Raw genomic sequence first — 24,311 nt, 5'->3', positions numbered from 1 at the left:
TTTTTAGGCCTCTTTTTTTATGCGGTTTTTATATCCGGCCGAGCAACAACAAGACCAGCAGGACAACCAGCACGACACCCAGGATACCCGACGGGCCATAGCCCCAGTTGCGCGAATGCGGGAACACTGGCAGACCGCCGACCAGCAGCAGGATCAGGATGATAATTAGAATGAGGCTCATGGTTTTATTTCCTTATAGGCCTTGTGCAAGGACTGATGATTAAACATTAGGACCGCAGGTTTAATTACGGGCGCCTTAACAACTCCGACTGCTGCGCGTCGCAGAAAATTCCGTGTTTTTTTAAAGCATTTTGCAAACGTGCTTATTTCTTTTAATACGCTCGCCACTACCCCGTCCTAGTTGAAAAAGATTGAACTTAGGCTATAGGCAGGCATCCGACCGGGCCCACGGTTTGCCTGGGGCATTCAGCAGTCTGATGGTGCGTGGGTGGGGGAAAAACCTTCGCTACACTGCCGATCACTTCTTCTGTGAACCACAAGGCTACTTCCTATGCAAAATCGCATGATGATCACTGGCGCCGGGTCCGGTCTGGGTCGTGAAATCGCTCTGCGCTGGGCCCGTGAGGGTTGGCAGTTGGCCTTGTCGGATGTCAGCGAGCCGGGCTTGCAGGAAACCCTCAAACTCGTACGTGAGGCCGGGGGCGATGGCTTTATCCAGCGTTGCGACGTGCGCGACTACAGCCAGCTCACCGCGTTCGCCCAGGCGTGCGAGGTGAAGCTGGGCGGCATTGATGTGATCGTCAACAATGCCGGCGTCGCCTCAGGCGGCTTCTTCGCAGAATTGTCCCTGGAGGATTGGGACTGGCAGATCGCGATCAACCTGATGGGCGTGGTCAAGGGCTGCAAGGCGTTCCTGCCACTGCTGGAAAAGAGCAAGGGCCGCATCATCAACATCGCTTCCATGGCGGCGCTGATGCAAGGGCCGGCCATGAGCAACTACAACGTGGCCAAGGCCGGTGTGGTGGCGCTGTCGGAAAGCCTGCTGGTCGAGCTCAAGCAACAGGAAGTCGGCGTGCATGTGGTGTGCCCGTCGTTCTTCCAGACCAACCTGCTGGACTCGTTCCGTGGGCCGACGCCGGCGATGAAGGCCCAGGTAGGCAAGTTACTGGAGAGTTCGCCGATCTCGGCGGCGGATATCGCTGATTACATCTATCAACGTGTGGCTGAAGGGGAATTCATGATCCTGCCCCACGAGCAGGGCCGCATGGCGTGGGCGCTAAAGCAGAAAAACCCGCAGTTGCTCTACAACGAAATGACCACCATGGCCGACAAGATGCGCGCCAAGGCGCAGGCAGTGAAGGGCTGATTCAGTGTTGGTCTGTCAGGCAATTTACCTGCGTTTGTAGGTATTGCCTGATTTGGCTGCCAGCCATTGAAGCCACTCCAGTCATCGCGCATGGTCGGGGTCCTGTCACTCCAAAAGGACAACCGCCATGCTGGTCTTAAGCCGCGCTGTAGGCGAAATCATCTCCATCGGGGATCACATCACTTTGCACGTCCTCGAACTGAACGGTACCCAGGTGAAATTCGGCATTGTCGCGCCAGCGGGAATCAATGTGCACCGCGCCGAGGTGCATCGCAAAATCCTCGAACGCCAAGCCACTCAACCCCAACCCGCTACCAACCCTTGACCCCCCCTCAATCGAACAGATGCTTGGGCACATCGTGCTTGAGCATCAACTGGCATTGCTCGCTTTCCGGGTCGAACACAATCAGCGCCTGGCCCTTGGTCAGCGCCTGGCGCACGCGCAATACGCGGGTTTCCAGGGGCGTGTCGTCGCCATTGTCGGTGCCGTCGCGGGTGACGAAGTCTTCGATCAGGCGTGTCAGGGTGTCGACTTCAAGTGCATCGTAGGGAATCAGCATACAAGCCTCAGGGGTTAAGTCCCGGCGATGCTACTGCGCCGGGACGCTGGTTGCCAGTCTCAGGACTTCTGACCCACCAGACTGTCCACCGACGGCACGCGGGTGTCGCTCTCCATCTGCGTCTCATGCTCCAACTGATGACTGAACCGATCCAGTGAACCCTGGGCCGGTTGTGCATCACTGGCGAACACCGGCGGGCTGAGGATGTACGCGCCCAACAGGCGACTCAGAGCGGCCAGGCTGTCGATATGGGTGCGCTCGTAGCCGTGGGTCGCGTCGCAACCAAACGCCAGCAGCGCCGTGCGGATATCGTGGCCAGCGGTCACTGCCGAGTGCGCATCGCTGAAGTAATAACGAAACAGATCGCGGCGTACCGGCAGGTCGTTTTCCGATGCCAGGCGCAGCAGGTGGCGGGACAGATGATAGTCATACGGCCCGCCGGAATCCTGCATTGCCACGCTGACCGCATGCTCGCTGGAGTGCTGGCCGGGGGCGACCGGCGCAATGTCGATGCCGACAAACTCACTCACATCCCACGGCAGGGCGGCGGCTGCACCGCTGCCGGTTTCCTCGGTGATGGTGAACAGCGGATGGCAATCGATCAGCAACGGCTCGCCGCTGTCGACGATGGCTTTGAGCGCGGCGAGCAGGGCGGCGACGCCGGCTTTGTCGTCCAGGTGACGGGCGCTGATATGCCCGCTCTCGGTGAACTCGGGCAGCGGGTCAAAGGCTACATAATCGCCCACGCTGATGCCGAGGGAATCGCAATCGGCGCGAGTCGCGCAGTAGGCGTCCAGGCGCAGTTCTACGTGGTCCCAGCTCACCGGCATTTCGTCCACGGCGGTGTTGAACGCATGCCCGGACGCCATCAACGGCAATACGCTGCCGCGAATCACGCCGTTATCGGTGAACAGGCTGACGCGGCTGCCTTCGGCAAAGCGGCTGGACCAGCAGCCCACGGGCGCCAGGGTCAGGCGGCCGTTGTCCTTGATCGCGCGCACGGCGGCGCCGATGGTGTCCAGGTGCGCAGAGACAGCGCGGTCGGGGCTGTTTTTCTGGCCCTTGAGGGTGGCGCGAATGGTGCCGCGCCGGGTCATTTCAAATGGGATGCCCAGTTCTTCCAGGCGCTCGGCGACATAGCGCACGATGGTGTCGGTAAACCCGGTGGGGCTGGGAATGGCGAGCATTTCCAGCAGCACTTTTTGCAGGTAGTTGAGATCCGGTTCGGGGATGGTTCGGCTCATGGAAACTCCTGATCAGATAAAGGCGCTTGTGTGGCAAGGGAGCTTGCTCACCACAGGTCATTGGGCAGTCGGTTGGCTGTGCGGGAAGAGAAGATCCACAAACTTTTCCGCAGTCGGCTGCGGCTCATGGTTGGCCAAGCCGGCCCGTTCATTGGCTTCGATAAACACGTACTCGGGTTGGTCGGCGGCGGGCACCATCAGGTCCAGGCCCACCATGGGAATATCCAGGGCGCGGGCGGCCCGCACGGCGGCGTCCTTGAGGGTGGGATGCAGGATCGCAGTCACGTCTTCCAGACAACCGCCGGTGTGCAGGTTGGCGGTGCGGCGCACGGCCAGGGTTTTTCCGGGGGGCAGGATGCTGTTGTAGTCGTAGCCGGCGGCGGCCAGGGTGCGTTCGGTTTCGGCGTCCAGCGGGATTTTGCTTTCGCCGTCCGTAGCCGCCTGGCGGCGTCGGCTCTGGGCTTCGATCAACGCACCAATGGAGTGATGGCCGTCACCAATCACTTCAGCGGGACGGCGGATCGCGGCGGCGACCACTTCGAAGCCGATCACCAGAATGCGCAGGTCCAGGCCTTCGTGGAAGCTTTCCAGCAGAACGCGGCTGTCGAATTGGCGCGCCGCTTCGATGGCCTGTTGCACCTCTTCGATGCTGTGCAGGTCCACCGCCACGCCCTGGCCCTGTTCGCCGTCCAGCGGCTTGACCACGATGCGCTGGTGTTCGTCGAGGAACTCCAGGTTGTCATCGGCGCTGCCCGCCAGTTGCTGCGACGGCAATTGCAGGCCGGCGGCCTTGAGCACCTTGTGGGTCAGGCTCTTGTCCTGGCACAGGGTCATGCTGATGGCGCTGGTCAGGTCGCTCAATGACTCACGGCAGCGCACACGGCGCCCGCCGTGGCTGAGGGTGAACAGGCCCGCGTCAGCATCGTCCACCTGCACATCGATGCCACGACGATGGGCTTCTTCGACAATGATCCGCGCATAGGGATTGAACCCTGCCTGCGGGCCGGGGCCGAGAAACAGCGGTTGGTTGATGCCGTTCTTGCGCTTGATCGCAAATGTGGTCAACGCCCGAAAACCGAGCTTGGCGTAGAGGCTCTTGGCCTGACGGTTATCGTGCAGCACCGACAGGTCCAGGTAGCTCAGGCCCCGGCTCATAAAGTGCTCCACCAAGTGGCGCACCAGCACTTCGCCGACGCCGGGCCGCGTGCATTGCGGGTCGACCGCCAGGCACCACAGGCTGCAACCGTTCTCCGGATCGTGAAAGGCTTTCTGGTGATTGAGGCCCATGACGCTGCCGATCACCGCGCCGCTGTCTTCATCCTCCGCCAGCCAGTACACCGGGCCACCTTGATGGCGTGGCGTGAGGCGCTCGGCGTCGACGGGCAACATGCCGCGTCCCTGATACAGCTGGTTCACGGCCAGCCAGTCAGCTTCGGTTTGCACCCGGCGGATACGAAAGCCGCGAAATACCCGCGTGGCCGGGCGGTAGTCGGTAAACCACAGGCGCAGGGTGTCGGACGGATCGAGGAACAACTGCTGCGGATCGATCCCGAGAATCTGCTGGGGCGCGGCCACATACAGGGCGATGTCGCGCTCACCGGGCTGCTCGTGGAGCAACGCCTGCGCCAAGCTCGCTGGATCAGGAAAGGTATGCCCGATCAGCAACCGGCCCCAGCCGCAATGCACCGCAATCGGTTCGGCGGCCAGGGGGCTGCCATCTTCGGCCAGTCGGGCTTGCAGGCGCTCGTAGGTCGGCGCCTGGCCCTTGAGCAAGCGTTGGCTATAAGCCGCTGCGTGGGGTTTCATCAATCAGATTCCTTGTTCGCTGAGCCACAGGTTCAGCGCCGCCAATTGCCACAGCTTGGAGCCGCGCAACGGGGTCAATTGGCCTTGAGGGTCGGTCAGCAGGCGATCAAGCATGGCCGGGTTGAACAGGCCACGATCCTGGCTCGGGTCCAGCAACAGTTCACGCACCCAGTTCAAGGTGTCGCCTTGCAAATGCTTGAGGCCGGGCACCGGGAAGTAGCCTTTCTTGCGGTCGATGACTTCGCTCGGGATCACGCGGCGCGCCGCTTCCTTGAGTACTTGCTTGCCGCCGTCGGGCAACTTGAACTGGCCTGGCACGCGGGCCGAGAGTTCCACCAGGCGGTAGTCGAGGAACGGCGTGCGCGCTTCCAGGCCCCAGGCCATGGTCATGTTGTCGACGCGCTTGACCGGGTCGTCCACCAGCATCACGGTGCTGTCCAGGCGCAAGGCCTTGTCCACCGCTGCATCGGCGCCGGGCATCGCAAAATGCTCGCGCACGAAGTCGCCAGCGGCGTCATTGGCGGTCAGCCACTTGGGCGCGACGGTGGCGGCGTAGTCGTCGTAGCTGCGGTCGAAGAACGCCTCGCGGTACGCCGCATAGGGGTCGCTGGCGCCATCGACGTGCGGGTACCAGTGGTAACCGGCGAACAGCTCATCGGCGCCCTGGCCGCTTTGCACCACTTTGCAATGCTTGGCGACTTCCCGCGACAGCAGGTAGAAGGCGATGCAGTCGTGGCTGACCATCGGTTCGCTCATGGCGCGGAACGCGGCGGGGAGTTGTTCGATGATCTCGCTTTCGGCGATGCGCAGTTGGTGGTGACGGGTGCCGTAATGCCTGGCGATCAGGTCCGAGTACTGGAACTCATTGCCCGCTTCGCCGCCGGCGTCTTCAAAACCGATGGAAAAGGTCGATAGATCCTGTACGCCGACTTCCCGCAGCAGGCCGACGAGCATGCTCGAATCAACGCCACCGGAAAGCAGCACGCCCACATCCACCGCCGCCCGTTGGCGGATCGCCACGGCGTCGCGGGTACTGTCGAGCACGCGGTCGGTCCAGTCTTGCAGGGTGAGGTTTTTTTCGTCCTCACGCGGGCCGTAGGGCAGGGTCCACCAGGTTTTCTGTTCAGTCTTGCCGTCGGCGTCGATGCGCATCCAGGTCGCTGGCGGCAGTTTTTCGATCCCCGCCAGCAGGGTGCGCGGCGCAGGCACCACAGCATGGAAGTTCAGGTAGTGATTGAGCGCCACCGGATCGAGGATCGGGTTGATATCGCCGCCCTTGAGCAGCGCCGGCAAGCTTGAGGCAAAGCGCAGGCGCTGGCCGGTGCGCGACAGATACAGAGGCTTCACGCCCAGGCGGTCACGGGCGATGAACAGGCGCTTGGCGTCGCGTTCCCAGATGGCGAAGGCAAACATGCCATTGAGCTTGGGCAGCAGCGCTTCGCCCCAGGCGTGGTAGCCCTTGAGCAGCACTTCGGTGTCGCCGCCGGAATAGAAGGCGTAGCCCAGGGCTTCAAGCTCTTCACGCAGTTCCGGGAAGTTGTAGATCGCACCGTTGAAGGCCAGGGACAGGCCCAATTGGGCGTCGACCATCGGTTGGGCGGAGCCGTCCGACAGGTCCATGATTTTCAGGCGACGATGGCCCAGGGCAATCGGCCCTTGAGCCTGGAAACCCCACGCGTCAGGTCCGCGTGGCGCCAGGTGATGGGTGATTCGCTCCACGGCTGCCAGGTCGGCAGGTTGGTGATCGAAACGCAGTTCTCCAGCTAATCCGCACATAAAGTCCTTACCGGTTTTTCCGTTGGGGAGGGAAGAAGTACCAAGCGCCAAAACGGCGGGTACCCAGAAACTGACCGGGGTGGATGCGCGGAGTTTTAGATCAATCTGTTATAAGGCAGATGGCCGCAGCCCTTGAAAGGCCTTGGAGCAAGCGTACAACCAGCGGCTTTTTATACCGCCTTTGGCCGTGATACCGGACCTATTGTTCGAGCCCATTCGACTCAATAAGGACCCCTGCTGATGACACAGCAACACTCACTGGCGCAAGTCACCCACCCGTTGACGCAGGACCAACTGCTCGGCGCGCTGTTGGAAATAACCGGCGACCTGGATAAAGCCATGGTGCTCCAGGCAACGCTGCCGCCTTGGCTGATCAAAGCCAAACCTGAGGTTTTGAAAGCCCTGGAAGACGATTATCGCGAGAGTCAGTTCCCACGCGAGCGTGCTTTGCGGCTGCTGAAGCAGATCAAACCGCTCGACGAATTTTGCCGCGAAAAGCTCAAGGCGTATTTAGCGGCCAAGGGCCTTGGCTCTTTGGACCTCGACCATGATCTGCTGGAAATTCCCTGGCGCACCATCAGCGGCATAAGTCCTTTGTTGGGCGGCATGCTTATCGAGACGCAGACCTTGGAGCACCACAGCCTGCTGCAGGCGGCCATGCAAAACTTTCCCGCATCCCGCGCCGAACCTGATGGTCTGCCGCAAGGAACCGTGATCCGTCATGGTGCCAAAGGGGAGGTGCTGGCAAGTCCCAAGGCCCATGAGTTCATTGGTTATTGCCGGGAGCTGGATGTGGGCGAAGCCTACCAGGCGCATTTGCGTGAGCACTTCAACCTGCCGGGCCCCGATGAAGCGCCCATGGAGGCTTTGCGAGGTTACAACCCGGCAGTCTCCGATATTGGCCAATCGCGCTGCAGTGATATGAAAGTTGATTTGCACATCGCCTGCGCCAAGGGCGACATCGCGGAATCGACGTACGGTCTGTTACTCAAGGCCGTCAACACCGGCCTGGCAGCCAGTCAACTCAACGAACTGTTGTTCAATGGGCGGCCGCTGGTATGGCATGGCCTGAAAATTCGTGGCGCGTGTGTATGGAGTGTGTTGGTGTTTTGCGGTAACTCACAGACCGACTTTGTCCACGGTCCGTTGGTGGTGTACATGCCCAAAGATCCGCTGCGTCCGCTCTTCGAGTACTCGACGCTGCACGATTTCAGCACCTACTTGACCTCCAGACTCGAAGTCGCCAGCTATCGCAGCGCATTCGCCGCTTATTTGGATGAGTCCGAACGGCTTAGTTTTTTTGAGCAGTTCGATAAAGACAAAAACCTGAATCAAATGGATCCCTTGCCGGTGCTCACCAGCCTGACCACATTCTTTTTCAACAGTTGTGTCGGAAAACTGCAGTTGGATGCCAGGGAGCTGGCAGTACCGGTTGCGGACGTCGACGAAGACGCGCGTAAGCAGCGTCTGCAGCGCTACCTGAATATCGGTTTGACGCTGTTGAATGTCGCCGGGCTGGTGGTGCCGGCGTTGGGGCAGTTGATGATGGGCGTGGCCGTTGGCGAGTTGTTGGGTGAGGTGTTTGAGGGCGTGGAAGACTGGAAACATCGCGACAACGCCCACGCCCTTGAACACCTGATTAACGTGGCGCAAAGCATCGCGTCCATGGCGCTGTTCGCCACTGGGGTCAAAGTGGTAGGCGGGGTGGCCAGGCGGGTACTCAGCAGGGCTCCCGATTTTTTTGAAGGCGTGGAGGCTGTCAGTCCGTCGGATGACGCGGTGCGCTTGTGGCGTAGAAGCAGTACGCCGTATCGACAGCCGTTGACGCTGGAAGGCAAGGTTGCCAGCCCAAAAGGGGTGTATCAGGCCAATGGCCAGTCATACGTCAAGATCGATGGCGGCGTTTACTCGATTGCCTACGATGAGCGGATCGGTCGTTGGCGAGCCCGTCACCCGAAACGCGACACTGCCTACCGACCCTCGTTGCAGCACAACGGCCAGGGCGGGTGGCAGTTTGCGTTCGAACGCCCTGAAGAATGGGATAACCCCAACTATATCTTGCAGCGATTGGACCCCAGCCTGGCCTCGTTGCCAGAGGGGCACCTGCAGGATATTGCCGCCATCACCGACATGACCCTGGCGCGCTTGCAACAACTGGCGAGGCAGAACCGCCCGCTGTCCGAGCGATTTCATGAATGCGCGTTGCGCTTTGAATACAACCAGGAGGTGCGTGATCTGCGCTGGCAAATGGAACACGATGCGCCGCTTGATCCCACTACCGCAAAGGTCCAGATGATGGCCTTGCCCTTTATGGAGGGATGGCCCAAAGGGCGCTTTTTCGAGGTACTGGACCCTGAAGGGTATGTGCTTGAGCGTCACCCCGATACGGCGCCGTTTGACTATGAAGACTTGAGTATCCACCTCACCGAGCAACAACTGAAGGACGGCGAGGTGATGTCAACCACGCTGGCCGCGCTTTATCACGAGGAGAAGGCGATGTTGCTGGGGGGAGCTGTTGAGTCCGGCGCGGAGCACGGCGTGCTCAAGCAACGATTGATGGCATCGCTGCAGCAACGCCATCGACAGGTCTATGAGGCGCTTTACCAAAACGGCGATGTTATCGATCAGACCGATCATGGGTTGCTCAAGGGCCATTACCCGCAGTTGCCTCTGGGCGTGTCAAGGGAGGTTGTAGGTCAGGCATCGGCCGCCAATCGCTGGCGGTTGCGCCAGACCGGGCGGGTGCCTCTGCGGCTGGCTCAGCAGGCGCGCGAGGCCCTGGATACATTGGTCGAGGACCAAGCGTTGATCGGCTTGTACCTGCCGGAGTTGGCTAACGATGCGACACGCCGCATGGTGCTCGGCTTGGCCCCTGGCCTTGAGGGGTGGCCGGCTGACCTGAGGCTGCAATTGCGCGACGGGTCGCCCACAGGACGGCTGCTGGGCCAGGTCGGCAGCGATACGGCCACGGCATCGCGTACCCTGGTCAAAGTGGGCGCAGACTTCCAGGCGTTCGATGAGACGGGGGCGCCGCTGGGGATACGTAGCAATGGGCGTGAGGGGCTGTATCAGGCCCTCGTCGATGCGTTGCTCCCTGTTGATTTGGCCGGTATGGACGTGCAAAGCGCGAGTCAGTTGCGTTATCGGCTTACCGAGCAGGCGCAGAAGCAGCGAAGGCAACTCTCGCGTTTCGTCTGGCCCGAACGTGCCGAGCCCAAGGAAATGCCAGCATCCTGTATTCAGTCCTGGCCTGGGGAACCGGCCCGGTTTCCCAGGGGCCTGGTGCGCAAGGTGCGCAAACTCTACCCGTCGTTCAACGATCAGCGCATCGCGACATTCCTCCAAGCGCTGGGAACCGATCACTTGTCTCGCGCCAGAGCGGTCAAGGCGCTTAAAGAACAGTTTGAGCAATTGCGTCGAGCATTGGGCCGGTGGGCCAGGGAAAGGGTTGCGTCGACGCCGGCGGGTTATACGTCGGCGGACTATCGACTCAGTCGCCTGCAAGCGGTGCAGGCAATCGAGAGCAGTTGGCAGCACGCCTCGTTGCTGCCCGATGAGTTGGGGGAAAAGGTGCCCGGCCTGATGCTTGATGGCATGGCCTTGGGCTCGCTGCCGACCTTGCCGCCAGGGGTCAACTTTGATCATGTCCAGCGCTTGTCGTTGAATCATATGGGGCTTGATGATGATGTGGCGTACTTCCTCAAGCACTTCAAGCAATTGCGCACGCTGGAACTCTCCGACAATCAGCTCACGCGGCTGCCTGAGGTGCTGTCGCGGATGCCGGAACTCAAGCGTGTGTACCTGGACAGCAATCGCTTGCAACTGACGGAGCACACCCGTGTAAAACTGGCCGGCCTGACTGGCCTTACATTGCTCAATCTGAACAACAACCCTCTGATAGATCCGCCTGCGATCAGCAAAATGTTTGATCTGCGCACCCTGGCGTTGCGAAATTGCCGGTTGAGAAACGTGCCCGTCGGCTTGTTGCGCCTGCCCTATCTGGAGCATGTCGATCTTCGTGAAAATGATCTGCTTGAGCTGCCGGATTGGCTGTTCAGCGCGCCACGCACGCGCGCCGAGGTGATTAATCTGCGCCATAACCCGCTGGGCCTGCGCAGTCGTCAATTGTTGCGCGACTATCGCAACAACGTAGGCGTGGGCATGGGGTTCCTGGAGGACGACATTGCCCGTCTGAATGAGCAGAAAGCCCGGGAGTTGTGGCTGGCGGATGAGTGGCTTGCCCACTACTCCCAACGGAGCACGACGTGGTCAGGGCTGCGGGATGAACCGGGATCTGATGGTTTGTTCAAGCTGCTGGCGGAGTTGGGGGGGACGGCGGACTCCACCCATGTGCGTGAGGACCTTGAACACCGGGTCTGGCGGGTGCTGGAGGCTGCGAGTGCCCATGCGGAGTTGCGTGAGGAGGTGTTTGAGCGCGCAGCGACACCTTTGAATTGCGACGATGCTGCCGCCACGAGCTTCAGTAACCTGGAGGTATTGGTCGAAATTCACGAGGCGGCGCAACAGGTCGAAGGCGGCCACGTGACGGCCCAGTCACTGTTGAGGCTGGGCCGAGGTCTGTTCCGTCTGGACCGGTTGGAGCGCATGGCGCAAACCCACAGTACGGAGCATCCCACTGCCGATCCGTTGGAAGTCAGCCTGGCGTACCGAACGGGGCTGGTCGACAAATTCTATTTGCCGGGGCAACCCCGGCACATGCGCTTTTCCCGTTTGGCCGGGGTTTCGCAAGCGGCGCTGAGCACCGCCGAACTTAAAGTCAAAGCGGATGAATTGTCTCCCAGGCTTATAAAGTTTTTGATGGAATTACCGTTTTGGACGCGTTATTTGAAACGCACCTCCAGCGCTTCCTTCGACGCCTTGAATGAGCCGTTTGACCAGCGCATGCAAACGGTCTTCGACCAGAGCCTGACCCTTGACGACGTTGATTACCGTGATCAGATGAACGAAATACTGCGCGAACAAGGGCTGGCGGAAAAAGCCGAAATTGAGCGCTTGACCCTCGAAGCGCTGAAGCTCGATGAAACGCCCCAGGTGTGTGCGCTCCCCATTGGTTAAGGATGCCTGATCAACCTTGCTCGGGTTTGGCCGCGTTGCTTCGAATCAACGACCGAATGGCGAATCGATTGGGGTGACAGGCCTCGGCCACGCTTCGCGGCAGGGGCAGGGGCTCGTTATCCAGCCAGGCCGCCAAGAGTTCGCCGGACAGCGGCGCGGTGATCAACCCACGGGAGCCGTGGCCGCTGTTGACGTAAAGGCCTTGCAGCCACGGGCAAGGCGTCTGCGGCACATGGCGCGCGTCTTTGCGCAGCGCGTCAAAGGTGTGAGCAAAGGCTGGGTGATCCGCCAACGGACCGACAATCGGCAAGTAGTCCGGGCTGGTGCAGCGGAATGCGGCGCGACCGTCCAGCGTCTCCGGGGCGAGCGTGTCAGCGTGCAGGCGTTGCGTCAGGTCGGTGGAGATCTCCTGCAGCAGGGCCAGGTTGCTGGCGTGTTCGGCGGGCGTCGGGGCCAGGTCATCGCTCTTGAAGTCGAAACTGGCCCCTAACGTATGTTCCCCCAGGCGTGCGGGTGCCACATAGCCTTCGGCACACACCACCGTGGCCAGCGCGGCGCTGGCGGCGGTTTGCGGCAAGCGGGTGATCTGCCCACGGATGCGCTTGAGCGGCAGCTCGGCGCAGGCGGCAAAGCGCTTGACCTCCGTAGCGCCGGCGAGCACCACCACCGGCGCGCTGGCCAGCAGCGTCTGGCCTTCCCAGGCCTGCCAGTGTCCGTCGACTTTGCGCAGTTCAAGCACCTCATGGTGAGCCAGCACCTGAACCCCAGGTTGCTGCGCCTGCCACTGGCAGAGCGCCGGCGGATGAACCCAGCCACCCTCGGGGAAAAACATCCCGCCCGTGGCCAAGGTAACGCCGGCCTGAATCTGGGCCTGGTCTTTATCCAGCAGATGCAACAGTTCCGGCGCGAACGCCTGGGCCAGCTGCGCCTGGCGCTCGGCCTCCTTGGCATTGAAAGCCAGTTGCAGCACGCCGCAGCCGTCCCACTCCACACCGCGTTGCAGGTGTTGCAGCAGGCGCCGGGTGTGGCCGAATCCGCTGACAATCATCTGCGACAAGGCCGTGCCATGGGCCGACAGCTTGAGATAGAGCACGCCCTGCGGATTGCCGGAAGCCTCCTGAGCGAGCCCTGCGTGACGTTCCAGCAGGCTGACCTGCCAACCCCGCGCCGCGAGGCTGGCGGCACTGGCGCAACCGGCCAGCCCGCCGCCGATGACCATGGCGCGGCGCTCGCCCGTGTGCACGGGCGGGCGGGCAAACCAGGGCTTGAGGGCGGCGGGAGGTGGCACGTCGTCCGGCCAGCCGAGGAACTCGCCGCGCAGCACTTCCCATTTGTGGCCGATGCCGGGGGTGCGTTTCATCTTGAAGCCGGCGGCATTGATCAGACGCCGGACCCAGCCGGTGCTGGTGAACGTGCTGATGGTTGAACCGGGTGCCGCCAGCCGGGCAAGCTCAGCGAACAGCTCGGCGGTCCACATGTCGGGGTTTTTCGCCGGGGCGAAACCGTCGAGAAACCACGCGTCGACCTGGGCATCCAGCTGAGGCAATTGCTCCAGGGCGTCGCCGATCAACAGGGTCAGGGTGACGCGCCCGCTGTCCAGCACCAGGCGCTGGAAACCTTGATGAATCGCGATGTACTGCGCCAGCAGTGGCTCGGCCAGGGCCTTGAGCTGCGGCCACAGGGACAAGGCGCGGGTCAGGTCGGCGGGGCTGAGCGGGTATTTTTCAACGCTGACAAAATGCAGCCGGGCGCTGGCCGGTGCGTGCTCATTGAACAACTGCCACGCGCAGAGGAAATTCAACCCGGTGCCGAAGCCGGTCTCGCCGATCACAAAGCACGCGCCCTCGGGCAGGTCGGCAAAACGCGCCTGCAGACGGTTCTGTTCGAGAAACACGTAGCGGGTTTCTTCCAGGCCCGACTTGTCGGAGAAGTACACATCGTCGAAGACCCGCGAGTGCGGGCGGCCTTGGTCATCCCAGTCGAGCTGGGCGTGGGATACGGGGTTCATGGGCGGCTCGAAGAAGACAAGGCGGCCATTCTAGCTGATCAACCGCCATTGAATTGACCCATGGCAAGCGCGTGTGCAATTTCCTCCCGCGTGTTGCGGCCCAATCCGCTAGTCTTGAGCCATCTTGAAACGGAGCTGCCCATGTTCGAATCCGCCGAAATCGGTCACGCCATCGACAAAGACACCTATGAGGCCGAAGTGCCGGCCCTGCGCGAGGCCTTGCTGGAAGTGCAGTACGAGCTGCAACAGCAGAAACGCTTCCCGGTGATCATCCTGATCAACGGCGTGGAAGGCGCGGGCAAGGGCGAGACCGTCAAGTTGCTCAATGAATGGATGGACCCGCGCCTGATCGAAGTGCGCACCTTCGACCAGCAGACCGACGAAGAACTGGCCCGACCACCTGCCTGGCGCTACTGGCGCCAGCTGCCGGCCAAGGGGCGCATGGGCATCTTCTTCGGCAACTGGTACAGCCAGATGCTGCAAGGCCGCGTGCACGGGCAGATCAAGGACGCACGGCTCGACCAGGCCATCGCCGGCGCCGAGCGCCTGGAGAAAATGCTCTGCGACGAAGGTGCGCTGATCTTCAAGTTCTGGTTCCACCTGTCCAAGAAACAGATGAAAGCGCGGCTCAAGGCCCTGGCCGACGACCCGCTGCACAGCTGGCGCATCAGCCCGCTGGACTGGCAGCAGTCCGAGACCTACGACAAGTTTGTGCACTTCGGCGAACGCATTCTGCGCCGTACCAGCCGCGACTATGCGCCTTGGCATGTGATCGAAGGTGTGGACGCGCATTACCGCAGCCTGACCGTGGGCAAGATCCTTCTGGATGGCCTGCAAAATGCGCTCAAGCAGGCCAAAGGCAAGGCCAGCGGGATGAACCCCGCACCTCTGATCCCTTCGGTTGACCAGAAGAACCTGCTGGACAGCCTCGACCTGTCCCTGCGCCTGGACAAGGACGACTACGAAGAACAGCTGATCACCGAGCAGGCACGGTTCTCTGGCCTGATGCGCGACAAACGCATGCGCAAGCACGCGTTGATCAGCGTCTTCGAAGGCAATGATGCAGCGGGCAAGGGCGGTGCGATCCGTCGGGTGGCCGCGGCGCTGGACCCGCGCCAGTACCACATCGTGCCGATAGCTGCGCCCACTGAAGACGAACGCGCCCAGCCTTACCTGTGGCGGTTCTGGCAGAAGATCCCGGCGCGCGGCATGTTCACCGTGTTCGACCGCTCCTGGTACGGCCGCGTGCTGGTGGAACGCGTCGAAGGCTTTTGCAGCACGGCAGACTGGATGCGGGCCTATGGCGAGATCAATGACTTCGAAGAGCAACTGCGCGATGCGGGGGTGATCGTGGTCAAGTTCTGGCTCGCCATTGATAAGGACACCCAGCTGGAGCGTTTCCAGGCCCGCGAGGAAATCCCGTTCAAACGCTTCAAAATCACCGAAGACGACTGGCGCAACCGCGACAAATGGGACGACTACCGTGCTGCGGTGGGCGATATGGTGGACCGTACCAGCACCGAAATCTCGGCCTGGACCCTGGTGGAGGCCAATGACAAGCGCTGGGCGCGGGTCAAGGTGCTGCGCACGATCAACCGGGCGTTGGAGGAGGCGTTCGACAAAACCGACAAGCACGATAGGAAGAAAAAGAAATAACGTTTTTGTAGTGAGCAGGCTTGCCCTGCGCCGGGTTGCGAAGCAGCCCCAACACTGCCGATCAGTTTTGTCTGAAAAAACGCGTCGACTGGATTGGGGCCGCTTCGCGCCCCAGCGCAGGGCAAGCCTGCTCACCACAGGGAGCAGGTTCACCACAGGGATCAGGTTAATCAGAGGGACCTGGTTCATCAGAGGGATCAGGCTCACCAGAGGGAGCAGGTTAATCAGAGGGACCTGGTTCATCAGAGGGATCAGGCTCACCAGAGGGAGCAGGTTAATCAGAGGGATCAGGCTCACCAGAGGGACCAGGTTCACCAGAGATATCAGGTTCACCACAACGAGCCGGTTCCCCCAATAGCCCCATCGCCTCGCCGGCCATGGTTTTGTATATGCCGGATGAATGATCATCGCGGCTGTGGGGGCCTGCATCTATTCTCGATCCATACCCCATAACCACAAGATCGAGGTAGCCCATGCGTGAAGTAGTCATCGTCGACAGCGTACGAACCGGCCTGGCCAAGTCCTTTCGCGGCAAGTTCAACCAGACCCGCCCGGATGACATGGCGGCCCATTGCGTCAATGCGCTGCTGACCCGCAACGGCATCGACCCGGCCACGGTGGAGGACTGCATCGTCGGTGCCGGCTCCAACGAGGGCGCACAGGGCTACAACATCGGGCGCAACGTGGCGGTGCTGTCGCAGTTGGGCACTGGTACGGCGGGCATGACCCTCAACCGATTCTGCTCGTCGGGCTTGCAGGCGATTGCCATCGCGGCCAACCAGATTGCGTCGGGGTGCAGCGACATCATTGTCGCCGGTGGCGTGGAGTCCATCAGCCTGACCATGAAAAGCGTCAACACCGACAACCTGATCAACCCGCTGCTGAAAGAGCAGGTGCCGGGCATTTACTTCCCCATGGGCCAGACCGCCGAAATCGTCGCGCGTCGCTACAACGTCAGCCGTGAAGAGCAGGATCAATACGCCCTGCAAAGCCAGCAACGCACGGCCCAAGCCCAGGCTGATGGCCTATTTGACGATGAAATCGTGCCCATGGCGGTCAAGTACAAAGTCGAGGACAAGAACACCGGCGCGGTGCAGATTCTCGACGGCGTGGTCGAGCGCGACGACTGCAACCGCCCCGACACCACCCTGGCCAGCCTGCAGGGTCTCAAGCCAGTGTTTGCCGAGGACGGTTCGGTGACCGCAGGCAACTCGTCGCAACTGTCCGACGGCGCGTCGATGACCCTGGTGATGAGCCTGGAAAAAGCTCTGGAACTGGGGCTCAAGCCCAAGGCGTTTTTCAGAGGTTTTGCCGTGGCCGGCTGTGAGCCGGACGAGATGGGTATCGGCCCGGTGTTCTCGGTGCCCAAGCTGCTCAAGGCGCGTGGTTTGCAAGTGGCGGATATTGATCTGTGGGAACTCAACGAAGCGTTCGCTTCCCAGTGCCTGTATGCGCGCAATCGCCTGGAAATCGACAATGCCAAGTACAACGTCAACGGGGGCTCGATCTCCATCGGCCACCCTTTCGGCATGACCGGCTCGCGGCAAGTCGGGCATCTGGTGCGTGAGCTGCAGCGACGCAACCTGCGTTACGGCATCGTCACCATGTGCGTGGGCGGCGGCATGGGGGCGACGGGTTTGTTCGAAGCCGTTCGCTAGTCGTCGAGGGTTCCTGGCGCGGGTCACTTGTGCCCGATCGATACAGAGGGGGAGCGTGCTCCCTCTCTGCGCATCTACTGTTCAGTAATAACAAGGCACCACTTTTTTAACTCGGTAGTGGGTGTTGGCCCGCCACTGCGGTTATTTTTAGTGTCTGTAGTTTGGTTCTTACAGCTAAGTCGCTCGTTTAAGTTTTGATACTTGTCGGCGTGTAGTTCATTTCCTTCAGCTATTTTAATTTTTGTTGGAAAACAGCCATGTTTTCCTGCGCGTCCTAGTGTCTTGCGACTACTAAGTTATAGGACGTATACGACTTATATTTTTAAAGTGCAGGGTGGAGACTTTCCTGGCGTTGAGCGGAGCCTGAATAGCAATACAAAAAGTTGTAAAAGTACTTCAGGATCAACCGACTTAATGGCGCGGGCGACACCGCTCGTTTAAATCAGCCCTGCACTTATCGGCTGCCGGGCGCCTTTAATGACATTTGTTAAGTGGGAATCTGTGAATGAAAACCAAAATGAAAGTTGCGCTGTTGGCTGGCGGTCTGTTGGCGGGCTCGGTGTCCGTTGCTCAGGCGGCAGATGGTACGGTCACGTTTTTGGGGTCAGTCCACTCGGGCGCTTGTTCCATCAAGCCTGACTCTGTCGACCAGACCGTGCGCCTGGGTGCGATTGCAAAGCATCAGTTGCAAGCGGGTGGCAAGTCTGAGGCCCGGCGTGTATTGATCGAGCTTGAAGGCTGCGATCTATCCGACCTCACCGATAACACCGTGACCACCACATTCACCGGTGCACCCTCCAGCGTTGTGCCTGGCGCGATCGGTACGGTCGGTGGCGCAGGCGGCGTGGGCATCATGATGACCCACGGCGGCGACCTGGTTCAGTTGGGCGTTCCTACCGCCCCGCAGATCATTTCCACTGGCGACAACACGCTGGAGTTCGGTGCCTACGTGCAAGGCGCCGCGACGGCCCCCATCATTCCTGGCGATTTCAGCGCCATCACCAATTTCACCTTGGCTTATCAGTAAGTTTCCCCCCCCGTCACCCAGTGTGGCGGGGGACGCTGACGGGAGTTCCAGGTGAAAACATTCATACGTTTCGCTCTCGCTTCTTCCTTGACGACCCTTATCAACCCCTGCGTTTTCGCCCAGGTGTCTTCGCAGGGCGAAGGGGTCGTGCTGTTAGGGGGAGAGGTTGTTGACTCAGCCTGCGGGCTGGAACTGGGCAATGCCGATCAAACCATCGAGATGCCGCCGGAGCCGGTTGGCCGGCTATTACGCAACGCGCGTGGGGAAGACCATCCCTTCCAGTTGCGTCTGGTCAATTGCTCATTGACTCGTCCGGACCCGTTGCGCCCAGGGCAAACCCTGCCGGATTGGGAGCATATGCGAGTGACATTTGACGGCCCTACGGACAGGTCCGGGCTCTCCTTTGCTGTCTTTGGTGCCTCGCAGGGCGTTGCCTTGCACATTGTGGACGCTGCTGGCGAAGAAAGTATTCCCGGGCAGCGCATGACGCCGACTCCGTTGAGAGAGGGCGATATGACACTCAACTACAGATTCTTCCTGGTCGGTAATGGATTGCCGCTGGTGGTGGGGGCCCACAGTGCCGCAGTGCGGTTCAAGTTGGAATATTTTTGAATATTGACGGGCAGGCTTTCATGTTGAATACAGCGAAGATTAAAAATACGCTGCGCCCTGGACTGTTTGGCGGGCTGATGTCACTGGCGGGAACTGCATTGGGTGGCGCGGATATCGAGTTCAATACCGACGTTCTCGACCTGATTGATCGCACCAATATTGACTTGTCTCAATTTGCGCGCAGCGGGTTTATTTTGCCCGGCACGTATTCGATGGTAGTGCACATCAACGGCCAGCCTATTGCGGAACAACCGGTGGCGTTCTATCCCCCCGATGAAGATCCCAAGGGCAGTCAGGCCTGTTTATCCCGCACACTTGTGGAACAGTTGGGCCTGAAAGTTTCCGATGCCAGCAAACTTATATGGTGGAAGGACGGGGAGTGCCTGGAAATTCAAAGTATGCCCGGCATGGAGGTCACTGGTGATCTGGCCAGTTCCACGCTGAGCATCAACCTGCCACAGGCGTATCTTGAGTACAACGCCACTAATTGGGATCCGCCCTCCCGTTGGGATGAGGGGGTCGCGGGGGTGTTGATTGACTACAGCCTGACGGCGCAGTCCAACTACCAGAGGGGCGATGGCAGTCGCAGGAACCTCAGTGGCAACGGCACCGTCGGGGCCAATGCTGGCGCCTGGCGCTTGAGGGCGGATTGGCAGGGGCGTGTCGAAAGTGGTCGGCAAGAGGCGGCAGGGCCTCAAAAGCTGGAGTGGAGCCGCTACTACGCGTATCGCGCAATTCCTTCGCTGAAGGCGCGTCTGCTGGTGGGCGAGAACTACCTGTATTCGGATCTGTTTGACAGCTTTCGTTTTACCGGTGCCGCGCTCAACTCGGATGAGAGCCAGTTGCCGCCCAACCTGCGTGGTTATGCGCCGGAAGTGGTTGGGGTAGCCAAAACCAATGCGAAAGTCATCATCAGCCAGCAGGGGCGTGTGCTTTACGAAACCCTGGTCGCGGCAGGTCCGTTTCGTATTCAAGACTTGCAGGACGCGGTAACGGGCAAGCTGGACGTGCGTGTGGAGGAACAGGACGGCACGGTACACAGCTTCCAGATCGATACGGCAGGTGTCCCCTACCTGACGCGGCCCGGGCAAGTTCGCTACAAATTGGCGGCCGGGCGACCGTCCAATCTTCAGAACGGCTCTGATGGGGACTTTTTCGGTACCGGAGAGTTTTCCTGGGGGATCAGCAACGGCTGGTCGTTGTTTGGCGGCGCAGTGAGCGATAACAACTATCGGGCGTTATCCGTTGGGGCGGGGCGCGACTTGCTGGCGTTCGGGGCCGTCTCGCTGGACGTGACGCAGTCCCATGCGAGCGTGTGGGGCGAGACGCTCTCGGGCAAATCCTATCGCCTTCAATATTCCAAGAACTTTGAAGAGTACGACAGCCAGGTGACCTTCGCCGGTTACCGGTTTTCCGAGAAGAATTTCTTGACCATGAGTGAATACCTGGATGCCCGGTATTACGGATTGAACGGCGAACTTGGCGGGCGCGGGGATTACCGGGATCCCGATGAGGGGTGGAGGCCTATTGGCGGCAGCAAGGCGCTGTATACGGTGACGGTCAACAAGCAGCTGCGTGAGCTGAGTGCGACGGTCTACGCCAGCTACCACAAACAAACCTACTGGGACCGGCCGGACACTCAGCGTTGGAACCTCTCGCTGTCACGGTACTTCAACGTGGGCTCGGTTAAAAACATGAGCCTATCCATGAATATGTTTCGCACCCAGGAATACAACTACCGCGACAACGGGATGGCAATCACGGTCAGCCTGCCATTGGGGCGTTCCGGCACATTGTCGCTGGATGCCAACAGGACCGCCGGCAAAAACGGCGGTGCAGCGCGCTACAGCGATCGCCTCGATGAGCGCAACAGTTATCAGCTCAGTGCCAGCGACACGTCCGTCAGTGGTTACCTGAACCACATGGGCGACCGGGCCGACATCGATCTAAGCGCCAGTACCCAAGAGGGCGACTCCAGAACCCTCGGTGTGTCTGCGCGGGGTGGCGGCACGCTCACGGCCTACGGCGCTGCGTTGCACCGGACCACGAGTACGGGCGGCACTCGCCTGATGATCGATACCGGCGGTGTGCCCGATGTTCCAGTGCGCGGTTACGGCTCACCGACGCGCAGTAACGCGTTCGGCAAAGCGGTCATCGCCGATATCAGCAGCTATCAGCGTACGGCGGCCAGTGTTGATCTGGAGCGCTTGCCGAGCAATGTCGAAGCGACTCAATCCGTCACGCAACTCACGCTCACAGAGGGGGCGATTGGTTATCGCACGCTGGATGTGATTGCCGGGGAAAAGGCCATGGCCGTTCTGCGTCTTCCAAATGGCAGCTCACCGCCCTTCGGCGCGACAGTGAAGAACCTGAAACAACAGGACACCGGGATTGTGAATGACGGCGGCCATGTCTACCTGAGCGGTATTCGGGCCGGCGAGCAAATGGTCGTCAGTTGGGGCGGTGATGAGCGGTGCGTCCTCACGCTCCCGGTCATTTTGCCCGCTGATGGCTTGACCGATGCCCTGCAACTGCACTGCCAGCGCGTAGCCGCTGCCCCATCCTCGCCCGAGCCGGCCGCGATGACCGGCCAGCCCAACGATACGGAGAACACAGCCTCATGATGCTTGACACACGCTTTACCTCCAGCGCCCTGGTGCTGCTGGCACTGGGCTTGAGCCAAAGCGCCAGCGCCGCAATCGGCCTGGATCGTACCCGAGTGATTTTCGATGGTGGCAAAGACGCTACCAGCGTGAACATCACCAACAACAATAAGCAGTTGCCGTATTTGGCCCAGGGCTGGATCGAGGACGAGTCGGGTAACAAAATCACCTCGCCCTTGATCGTGCTCCCACCGGTTCAACGATTGGAGCCCGGCAAACAAAGCCAGGTGAAAGTCCAGGCGTTGCCGGCGGCCAAGTCGTTACCGCAGGATCGAGAGACGGTCTATTACTTCAACTTGAGGGAAATCCCGCCACGCAGCGATAAGTCCAACACGCTGCAGATCGCGTTGCAGACCCGCGTCAAGCTGTTCTACCGACCGCAGGCGATCACGCCAAGCCAGCAGGACTTTTCCAACCCTTGGCAGCAACGATTGACCCTCACCCGAGAGGGCGATCAATACCGGGTCAATAACCCTACGCCTTACTACGTGACCCTGGTGGATGCGCGCAGCAGCAAGGATGGCAAGACCGTGCCGGGCTTCGCGCCCCTTATGGTCCCGCCCAAAGGTGCGATGACGCTGGGGCCGACGGCCACTGCATTGGGCGCCACGCCTCACCTGACCTACGTGAATGATTACGGCGGTCGTCCCCTGCTGGTCTTCACCTGCAGTGGCGGCACCTGCAACGTGAACGTGCAGGCTATATCGCCTGAATAAGTCTTGCCTGCTGCTGGAGAACGTTATGACCTCGCAACGTGTGAAAGTCCTGGGCGGCCTGCTGTGGGTCCTGGCGGTGGGGGCGCATGCCGAGGATGAAGAGGATATCGAAGGCATGAGTGGGTTGCTCAATGTACTCGGCGCCATGCATGAATCGCCGTGCAGTGTGGAGATGGCATCACTGCATCAGACGGTTGACCTGGACGCTGTGTCGACCAGCCAGTTGCAGCGGCCGGGTGACCAGGCGCCGGCCAAGGCATTCCAGCTGCGTTTTACCGATTGCCAGCGCACCGCAGGCCGGGTGCGCAGCGAACGTACGGGGAACCTGACATGGAGTGCCTACCAACCCGTGCTGTCGGTGGCGTTCAGCGCGCCTGCCGATGCGCAGGATTCACGGCTGGTCAAAGTCCAGGGCGTCACCGGGATGGGCCTGCTTTTGACCGATGCCCTGAGCCGTGATGTGCAGTTGGGTTCAAGGGGCGAGCCGCTGTTCTTGCCTGTTGGCCGAAACACCCAGACCTGGAATGTTCGGCCCACGCGCACCGCTGCGCCATTGACCAGTGGGGTATTTCGGGCCGTGGTGGAATTCAGGCTCAATTATGAGTAAGGGCAGAGCAATGGCGAAATCAATTGGCCCGCTGGCCATTTTTGTCGGCAGCAGCATGCTGTGGGCTGTCAGCCTGGGTGTGCAGGCCGAGACCAGCCTGACCGTCCGTGCGGTCATCGTTGCGCCACCGCCGTGTGTCATCAACGGTGGCAGTACGTTGGATGTGCCGTTTGGCAATGACCTGCTGACGTCACGGGTTGACGGGGTCAACTATCGGCGGGACGTGCCTTACACCGTTACCTGCGGCGCACCGTTCAGCAACGCGATGACGCTGGAACTCAAGGGGGCGGGAGCTGCGTTCGACAGCCGTGTGCTCCTGACCCGCAAGCCGGACCTGGGGGTAAAGCTGTTTGTGAATGGTGCCGACTGGCCGCTCAACACCGCAGTGAATTTTACGCACCCCAACTTTCCGGTGGTGCAGGCGGTGCCTGTCAAACGCGCGGGCAGCACACTGACGGGCGGGGCGTTCGATGCCGCCGCCACCCTTGTGGTCGAATACCAATGAAGAGGAACGATCAATGAGCGATTGGCAGCGGCGAGCGTTGCTCGCCTTGTGTTCCCTTGGCCTTTGCGGTGGTGCGTCAGCCAATTTGACGTTCAGTGGAACGCTCAACGAGCCTCCGCCCTGCACGATTGATGCGGGGAACACGATTGAAGTCGACTTTGGGGATGTCGGGGTACAGCGCGTCGACGGCGAGAAATACCGTAAGGGCGTTGGTTACACCATCAGTTGTGGTACCGACACACTGCCGTGGGTCTTGAAATTGAGCGTCAACGGCACCTCAACGACGTTTGATGGCGCCGCAGTGCAAACCAGCGTGCCTGAGTTGGGCATTCGGATTTTCCAGAACAACCTGCCGTTTGCGCTCAATCAGCCGCTGAACATCACCCTGTCATCACCGCCGACATTGGATGTGGTCCCGGTGAAACGGCCAGGTGCCATTTTGACGCCCGCCAGGTTTTCGGCGGTGGCCACGTTGTTGGCCGAATACCAGTAGGAGTTGAGTCCATGGGACATGAAATGACGCTGAAGTGCTGGTCCTGTGTCGGGCTGATATTTCTGCTCACCTTCGGCCTGATGCCTCAGGGGCGGGCGGCGGACAACCTGAGTTTCAAGGGCAACCTGGTTGAGCAGGCCTGCACCATTCGGCCCGGCGACGAGGCCATTACGCTGGAGCTCTGGGATTTGACCAGCAAGCATCTGTACCTCAACACCCGTTCACAGGGAAAGGGGTTCAGGCTGCACCTGGACGACTGCAATACCACGGTCGGCAACACGGTCACCATCATGTTCGGCGGCAGGGAAAACACGGCACTTCCCGGCTTGCTCGCGCTGGACGGTGGCAGTGGTGCCTCGGGTATCGGGGTGGGTATCGAGACGCTGAGCGACAAGCCGCTGCCCTTGAATGCCGTCAGCGACAAACAGGTGCTGAGCAATGGCAATAACGTGATCGAGCTCAAAGCCTATGTGCAGGGGGAGCCGGACGCCATCCGCGACCAAACCATAGGGCATGGCGCGTACACGGTGACCTCCACGTTTACGTTGGATTACCCGTAGCTGCGAACCGCCATTTA

Annotated in this window: 19 protein-coding genes; 13 read left to right on the top strand and 6 right to left on the bottom strand. The window is 60.7% G+C overall.

Annotated elements, in window-relative coordinates:
* Positions 1-28 precede the first annotated feature (28 nt).
* Entirely contained in the window at positions 29-181 is a 153-nt protein-coding gene (locus AOA60_RS22855) for a DUF3309 family protein (RefSeq protein WP_015885095.1), read from the bottom strand.
* Positions 182-511: 330 nt separating this feature from the next.
* Between AOA60_RS22855 and AOA60_RS22850 the strand changes: the two genes are divergently transcribed.
* Complete coding sequence (locus AOA60_RS22850; RefSeq protein WP_099586349.1) at positions 512-1,327, top strand: SDR family oxidoreductase; 816 nt, start codon at positions 512-514, stop codon at positions 1,325-1,327.
* A gap of 127 nt (positions 1,328-1,454) precedes the next feature.
* Positions 1,455-1,652, top strand: a complete 198-nt coding sequence (locus AOA60_RS22845; protein ID WP_099586348.1) for a carbon storage regulator — start codon at positions 1,455-1,457, stop codon at positions 1,650-1,652.
* A gap of 7 nt (positions 1,653-1,659) precedes the next feature.
* Here the strand turns inward: AOA60_RS22845 and AOA60_RS22840 are convergent, their stop codons facing one another.
* Genes AOA60_RS22840 through AOA60_RS22825 form a run of 4 tightly spaced genes read right to left on the bottom strand, consistent with a single transcriptional unit; the run spans position 1,660 to position 6,713 of the window.
* On the bottom strand, positions 1,660-1,887 hold the full coding sequence (locus tag AOA60_RS22840) for a YheU family protein (protein WP_003192759.1): 228 nt from the start codon (positions 1,885-1,887) through the stop codon (positions 1,660-1,662).
* Positions 1,888-1,946: 59 nt separating this feature from the next.
* Positions 1,947-3,131, bottom strand: a complete 1,185-nt coding sequence (locus AOA60_RS22835) for an osmoprotectant NAGGN system M42 family peptidase (RefSeq protein ID WP_099586347.1) — start codon at positions 3,129-3,131, stop codon at positions 1,947-1,949.
* Between the two features lie 57 nt (positions 3,132-3,188).
* On the bottom strand, positions 3,189-4,937 hold the full coding sequence (gene ngg, locus AOA60_RS22830) for an N-acetylglutaminylglutamine synthetase (RefSeq protein ID WP_099586346.1): 1,749 nt from the start codon (positions 4,935-4,937) through the stop codon (positions 3,189-3,191).
* 3 nt (positions 4,938-4,940) lie between these two features.
* Entirely contained in the window at positions 4,941-6,713 is a 1,773-nt protein-coding gene (locus AOA60_RS22825) for an N-acetylglutaminylglutamine amidotransferase (RefSeq protein WP_099586345.1), read from the bottom strand.
* A 240-nt stretch (positions 6,714-6,953) separates the two neighbouring features.
* Here AOA60_RS22825 and AOA60_RS22820 point away from each other — a divergent pair, with 240 nt between their 5' ends.
* A complete protein-coding gene (locus AOA60_RS22820; protein WP_099586344.1) occupies positions 6,954-11,789 on the top strand; it encodes an NEL-type E3 ubiquitin ligase domain-containing protein in 4,836 nt (1,611 codons plus the stop codon).
* A gap of 10 nt (positions 11,790-11,799) precedes the next feature.
* Here AOA60_RS22820 and mnmC read toward each other — a convergent pair whose 3' ends face one another.
* The gene (gene mnmC, locus AOA60_RS22815) at positions 11,800-13,797 is read right to left on the bottom strand and encodes a bifunctional tRNA (5-methylaminomethyl-2-thiouridine)(34)-methyltransferase MnmD/FAD-dependent 5-carboxymethylaminomethyl-2-thiouridine(34) oxidoreductase MnmC (protein WP_099586343.1); all 1,998 of its coding nucleotides are present in this window, start codon (positions 13,795-13,797) and stop codon (positions 11,800-11,802) included.
* Positions 13,798-13,938: 141 nt separating this feature from the next.
* Between mnmC and pap the strand changes: the two genes are divergently transcribed.
* The 10 genes from pap to AOA60_RS22760 all read left to right on the top strand — a co-directional run bounded on the left by pap (position 13,939) and on the right by AOA60_RS22760 (position 24,294).
* The gene (gene pap, locus AOA60_RS22810; protein WP_099586342.1) at positions 13,939-15,453 is read left to right on the top strand and encodes a polyphosphate:AMP phosphotransferase; all 1,515 of its coding nucleotides are present in this window, start codon (positions 13,939-13,941) and stop codon (positions 15,451-15,453) included.
* Between the two features lie 473 nt (positions 15,454-15,926).
* Positions 15,927-17,111, top strand: a complete 1,185-nt coding sequence (locus AOA60_RS22800; RefSeq protein WP_099586341.1) for a thiolase family protein — start codon at positions 15,927-15,929, stop codon at positions 17,109-17,111.
* 505 nt (positions 17,112-17,616) lie between these two features.
* Complete coding sequence (locus tag AOA60_RS22795; protein WP_099586340.1) at positions 17,617-18,138, top strand: fimbrial protein; 522 nt, start codon at positions 17,617-17,619, stop codon at positions 18,136-18,138.
* Positions 18,139-18,189: 51 nt separating this feature from the next.
* A complete protein-coding gene (locus tag AOA60_RS22790; protein ID WP_099586339.1) occupies positions 18,190-18,750 on the top strand; it encodes a fimbrial protein in 561 nt (186 codons plus the stop codon).
* A 20-nt stretch (positions 18,751-18,770) separates the two neighbouring features.
* Positions 18,771-21,374, top strand: a complete 2,604-nt coding sequence (locus AOA60_RS22785) for an outer membrane usher protein (protein WP_099586397.1) — start codon at positions 18,771-18,773, stop codon at positions 21,372-21,374.
* Positions 21,371-22,129, top strand: coding sequence for a fimbria/pilus periplasmic chaperone (locus AOA60_RS22780; protein WP_099586338.1), 759 nt, complete (start codon positions 21,371-21,373; stop codon positions 22,127-22,129). Before AOA60_RS22785 ends, AOA60_RS22780 begins: the two co-directional genes overlap by 4 nt.
* Before the next feature lie 25 nt (positions 22,130-22,154).
* Complete coding sequence (locus tag AOA60_RS22775; RefSeq protein ID WP_099586337.1) at positions 22,155-22,736, top strand: fimbrial protein; 582 nt, start codon at positions 22,155-22,157, stop codon at positions 22,734-22,736.
* Between the two features lie 10 nt (positions 22,737-22,746).
* Positions 22,747-23,241, top strand: coding sequence for a fimbrial protein (locus AOA60_RS22770; protein ID WP_099586336.1), 495 nt, complete (start codon positions 22,747-22,749; stop codon positions 23,239-23,241).
* Positions 23,242-23,254: 13 nt separating this feature from the next.
* Positions 23,255-23,734: a fimbrial protein gene (locus tag AOA60_RS22765; protein WP_099586335.1), complete on the top strand. Its 480-nt coding sequence runs from the start codon at positions 23,255-23,257 to the stop codon at positions 23,732-23,734.
* Between the two features lie 11 nt (positions 23,735-23,745).
* Positions 23,746-24,294 (top strand): fimbrial protein, encoded by a 549-nt coding sequence (locus tag AOA60_RS22760; protein WP_099586334.1) that lies wholly within the window; start codon positions 23,746-23,748, stop codon positions 24,292-24,294.
* Positions 24,295-24,311: the final 17 nt, after the last annotated feature.

Origin of the sequence: Pseudomonas sp. 2822-17 (genome assembly GCF_002742485.1) — a bacterium.
Taxonomy (GTDB): Bacteria; Pseudomonadota; Gammaproteobacteria; order Pseudomonadales; family Pseudomonadaceae; genus Aquipseudomonas; species Aquipseudomonas cyclaminis.
Note: the sequence above shows the minus strand (reverse complement) of the source record. Positions and strands in the feature narration are given on the sequence as shown.

What these genes read in the sequence shown, in the direction of transcription:
- ngg (WP_099586346.1), bottom strand. Translation starts at nt 4,937, where the DNA reads ATGAAACCCCACGCAGCGGCTTATAGCCAACGCTTGCTCAAGGGCCAG.
- AOA60_RS22765 (WP_099586335.1), top strand. Translation starts at nt 23,255, where the DNA reads ATGAGCGATTGGCAGCGGCGAGCGTTGCTCGCCTTGTGTTCCCTTGGC.
- AOA60_RS22850 (WP_099586349.1), top strand. Translation starts at nt 512, where the DNA reads ATGCAAAATCGCATGATGATCACTGGCGCCGGGTCCGGTCTGGGTCGT.
- AOA60_RS22835 (WP_099586347.1), bottom strand. Translation starts at nt 3,131, where the DNA reads ATGAGCCGAACCATCCCCGAACCGGATCTCAACTACCTGCAAAAAGTG.
- AOA60_RS22840 (WP_003192759.1), bottom strand. Translation starts at nt 1,887, where the DNA reads ATGCTGATTCCCTACGATGCACTTGAAGTCGACACCCTGACACGCCTG.
- mnmC (WP_099586343.1), bottom strand. Translation starts at nt 13,797, where the DNA reads ATGAACCCCGTATCCCACGCCCAGCTCGACTGGGATGACCAAGGCCGC.
- AOA60_RS22785 (WP_099586397.1), top strand. Translation starts at nt 18,771, where the DNA reads ATGTTGAATACAGCGAAGATTAAAAATACGCTGCGCCCTGGACTGTTT.
- AOA60_RS22795 (WP_099586340.1), top strand. Translation starts at nt 17,617, where the DNA reads ATGAAAACCAAAATGAAAGTTGCGCTGTTGGCTGGCGGTCTGTTGGCG.
- AOA60_RS22800 (WP_099586341.1), top strand. Translation starts at nt 15,927, where the DNA reads ATGCGTGAAGTAGTCATCGTCGACAGCGTACGAACCGGCCTGGCCAAG.
- AOA60_RS22825 (WP_099586345.1), bottom strand. Translation starts at nt 6,713, where the DNA reads ATGTGCGGATTAGCTGGAGAACTGCGTTTCGATCACCAACCTGCCGAC.
- AOA60_RS22780 (WP_099586338.1), top strand. Translation starts at nt 21,371, where the DNA reads ATGATGCTTGACACACGCTTTACCTCCAGCGCCCTGGTGCTGCTGGCA.
- AOA60_RS22855 (WP_015885095.1), bottom strand. Translation starts at nt 181, where the DNA reads ATGAGCCTCATTCTAATTATCATCCTGATCCTGCTGCTGGTCGGCGGT.
- AOA60_RS22775 (WP_099586337.1), top strand. Translation starts at nt 22,155, where the DNA reads ATGACCTCGCAACGTGTGAAAGTCCTGGGCGGCCTGCTGTGGGTCCTG.
- AOA60_RS22770 (WP_099586336.1), top strand. Translation starts at nt 22,747, where the DNA reads ATGGCGAAATCAATTGGCCCGCTGGCCATTTTTGTCGGCAGCAGCATG.
- pap (WP_099586342.1), top strand. Translation starts at nt 13,939, where the DNA reads ATGTTCGAATCCGCCGAAATCGGTCACGCCATCGACAAAGACACCTAT.
- AOA60_RS22845 (WP_099586348.1), top strand. Translation starts at nt 1,455, where the DNA reads ATGCTGGTCTTAAGCCGCGCTGTAGGCGAAATCATCTCCATCGGGGAT.
- AOA60_RS22820 (WP_099586344.1), top strand. Translation starts at nt 6,954, where the DNA reads ATGACACAGCAACACTCACTGGCGCAAGTCACCCACCCGTTGACGCAG.
- AOA60_RS22760 (WP_099586334.1), top strand. Translation starts at nt 23,746, where the DNA reads ATGGGACATGAAATGACGCTGAAGTGCTGGTCCTGTGTCGGGCTGATA.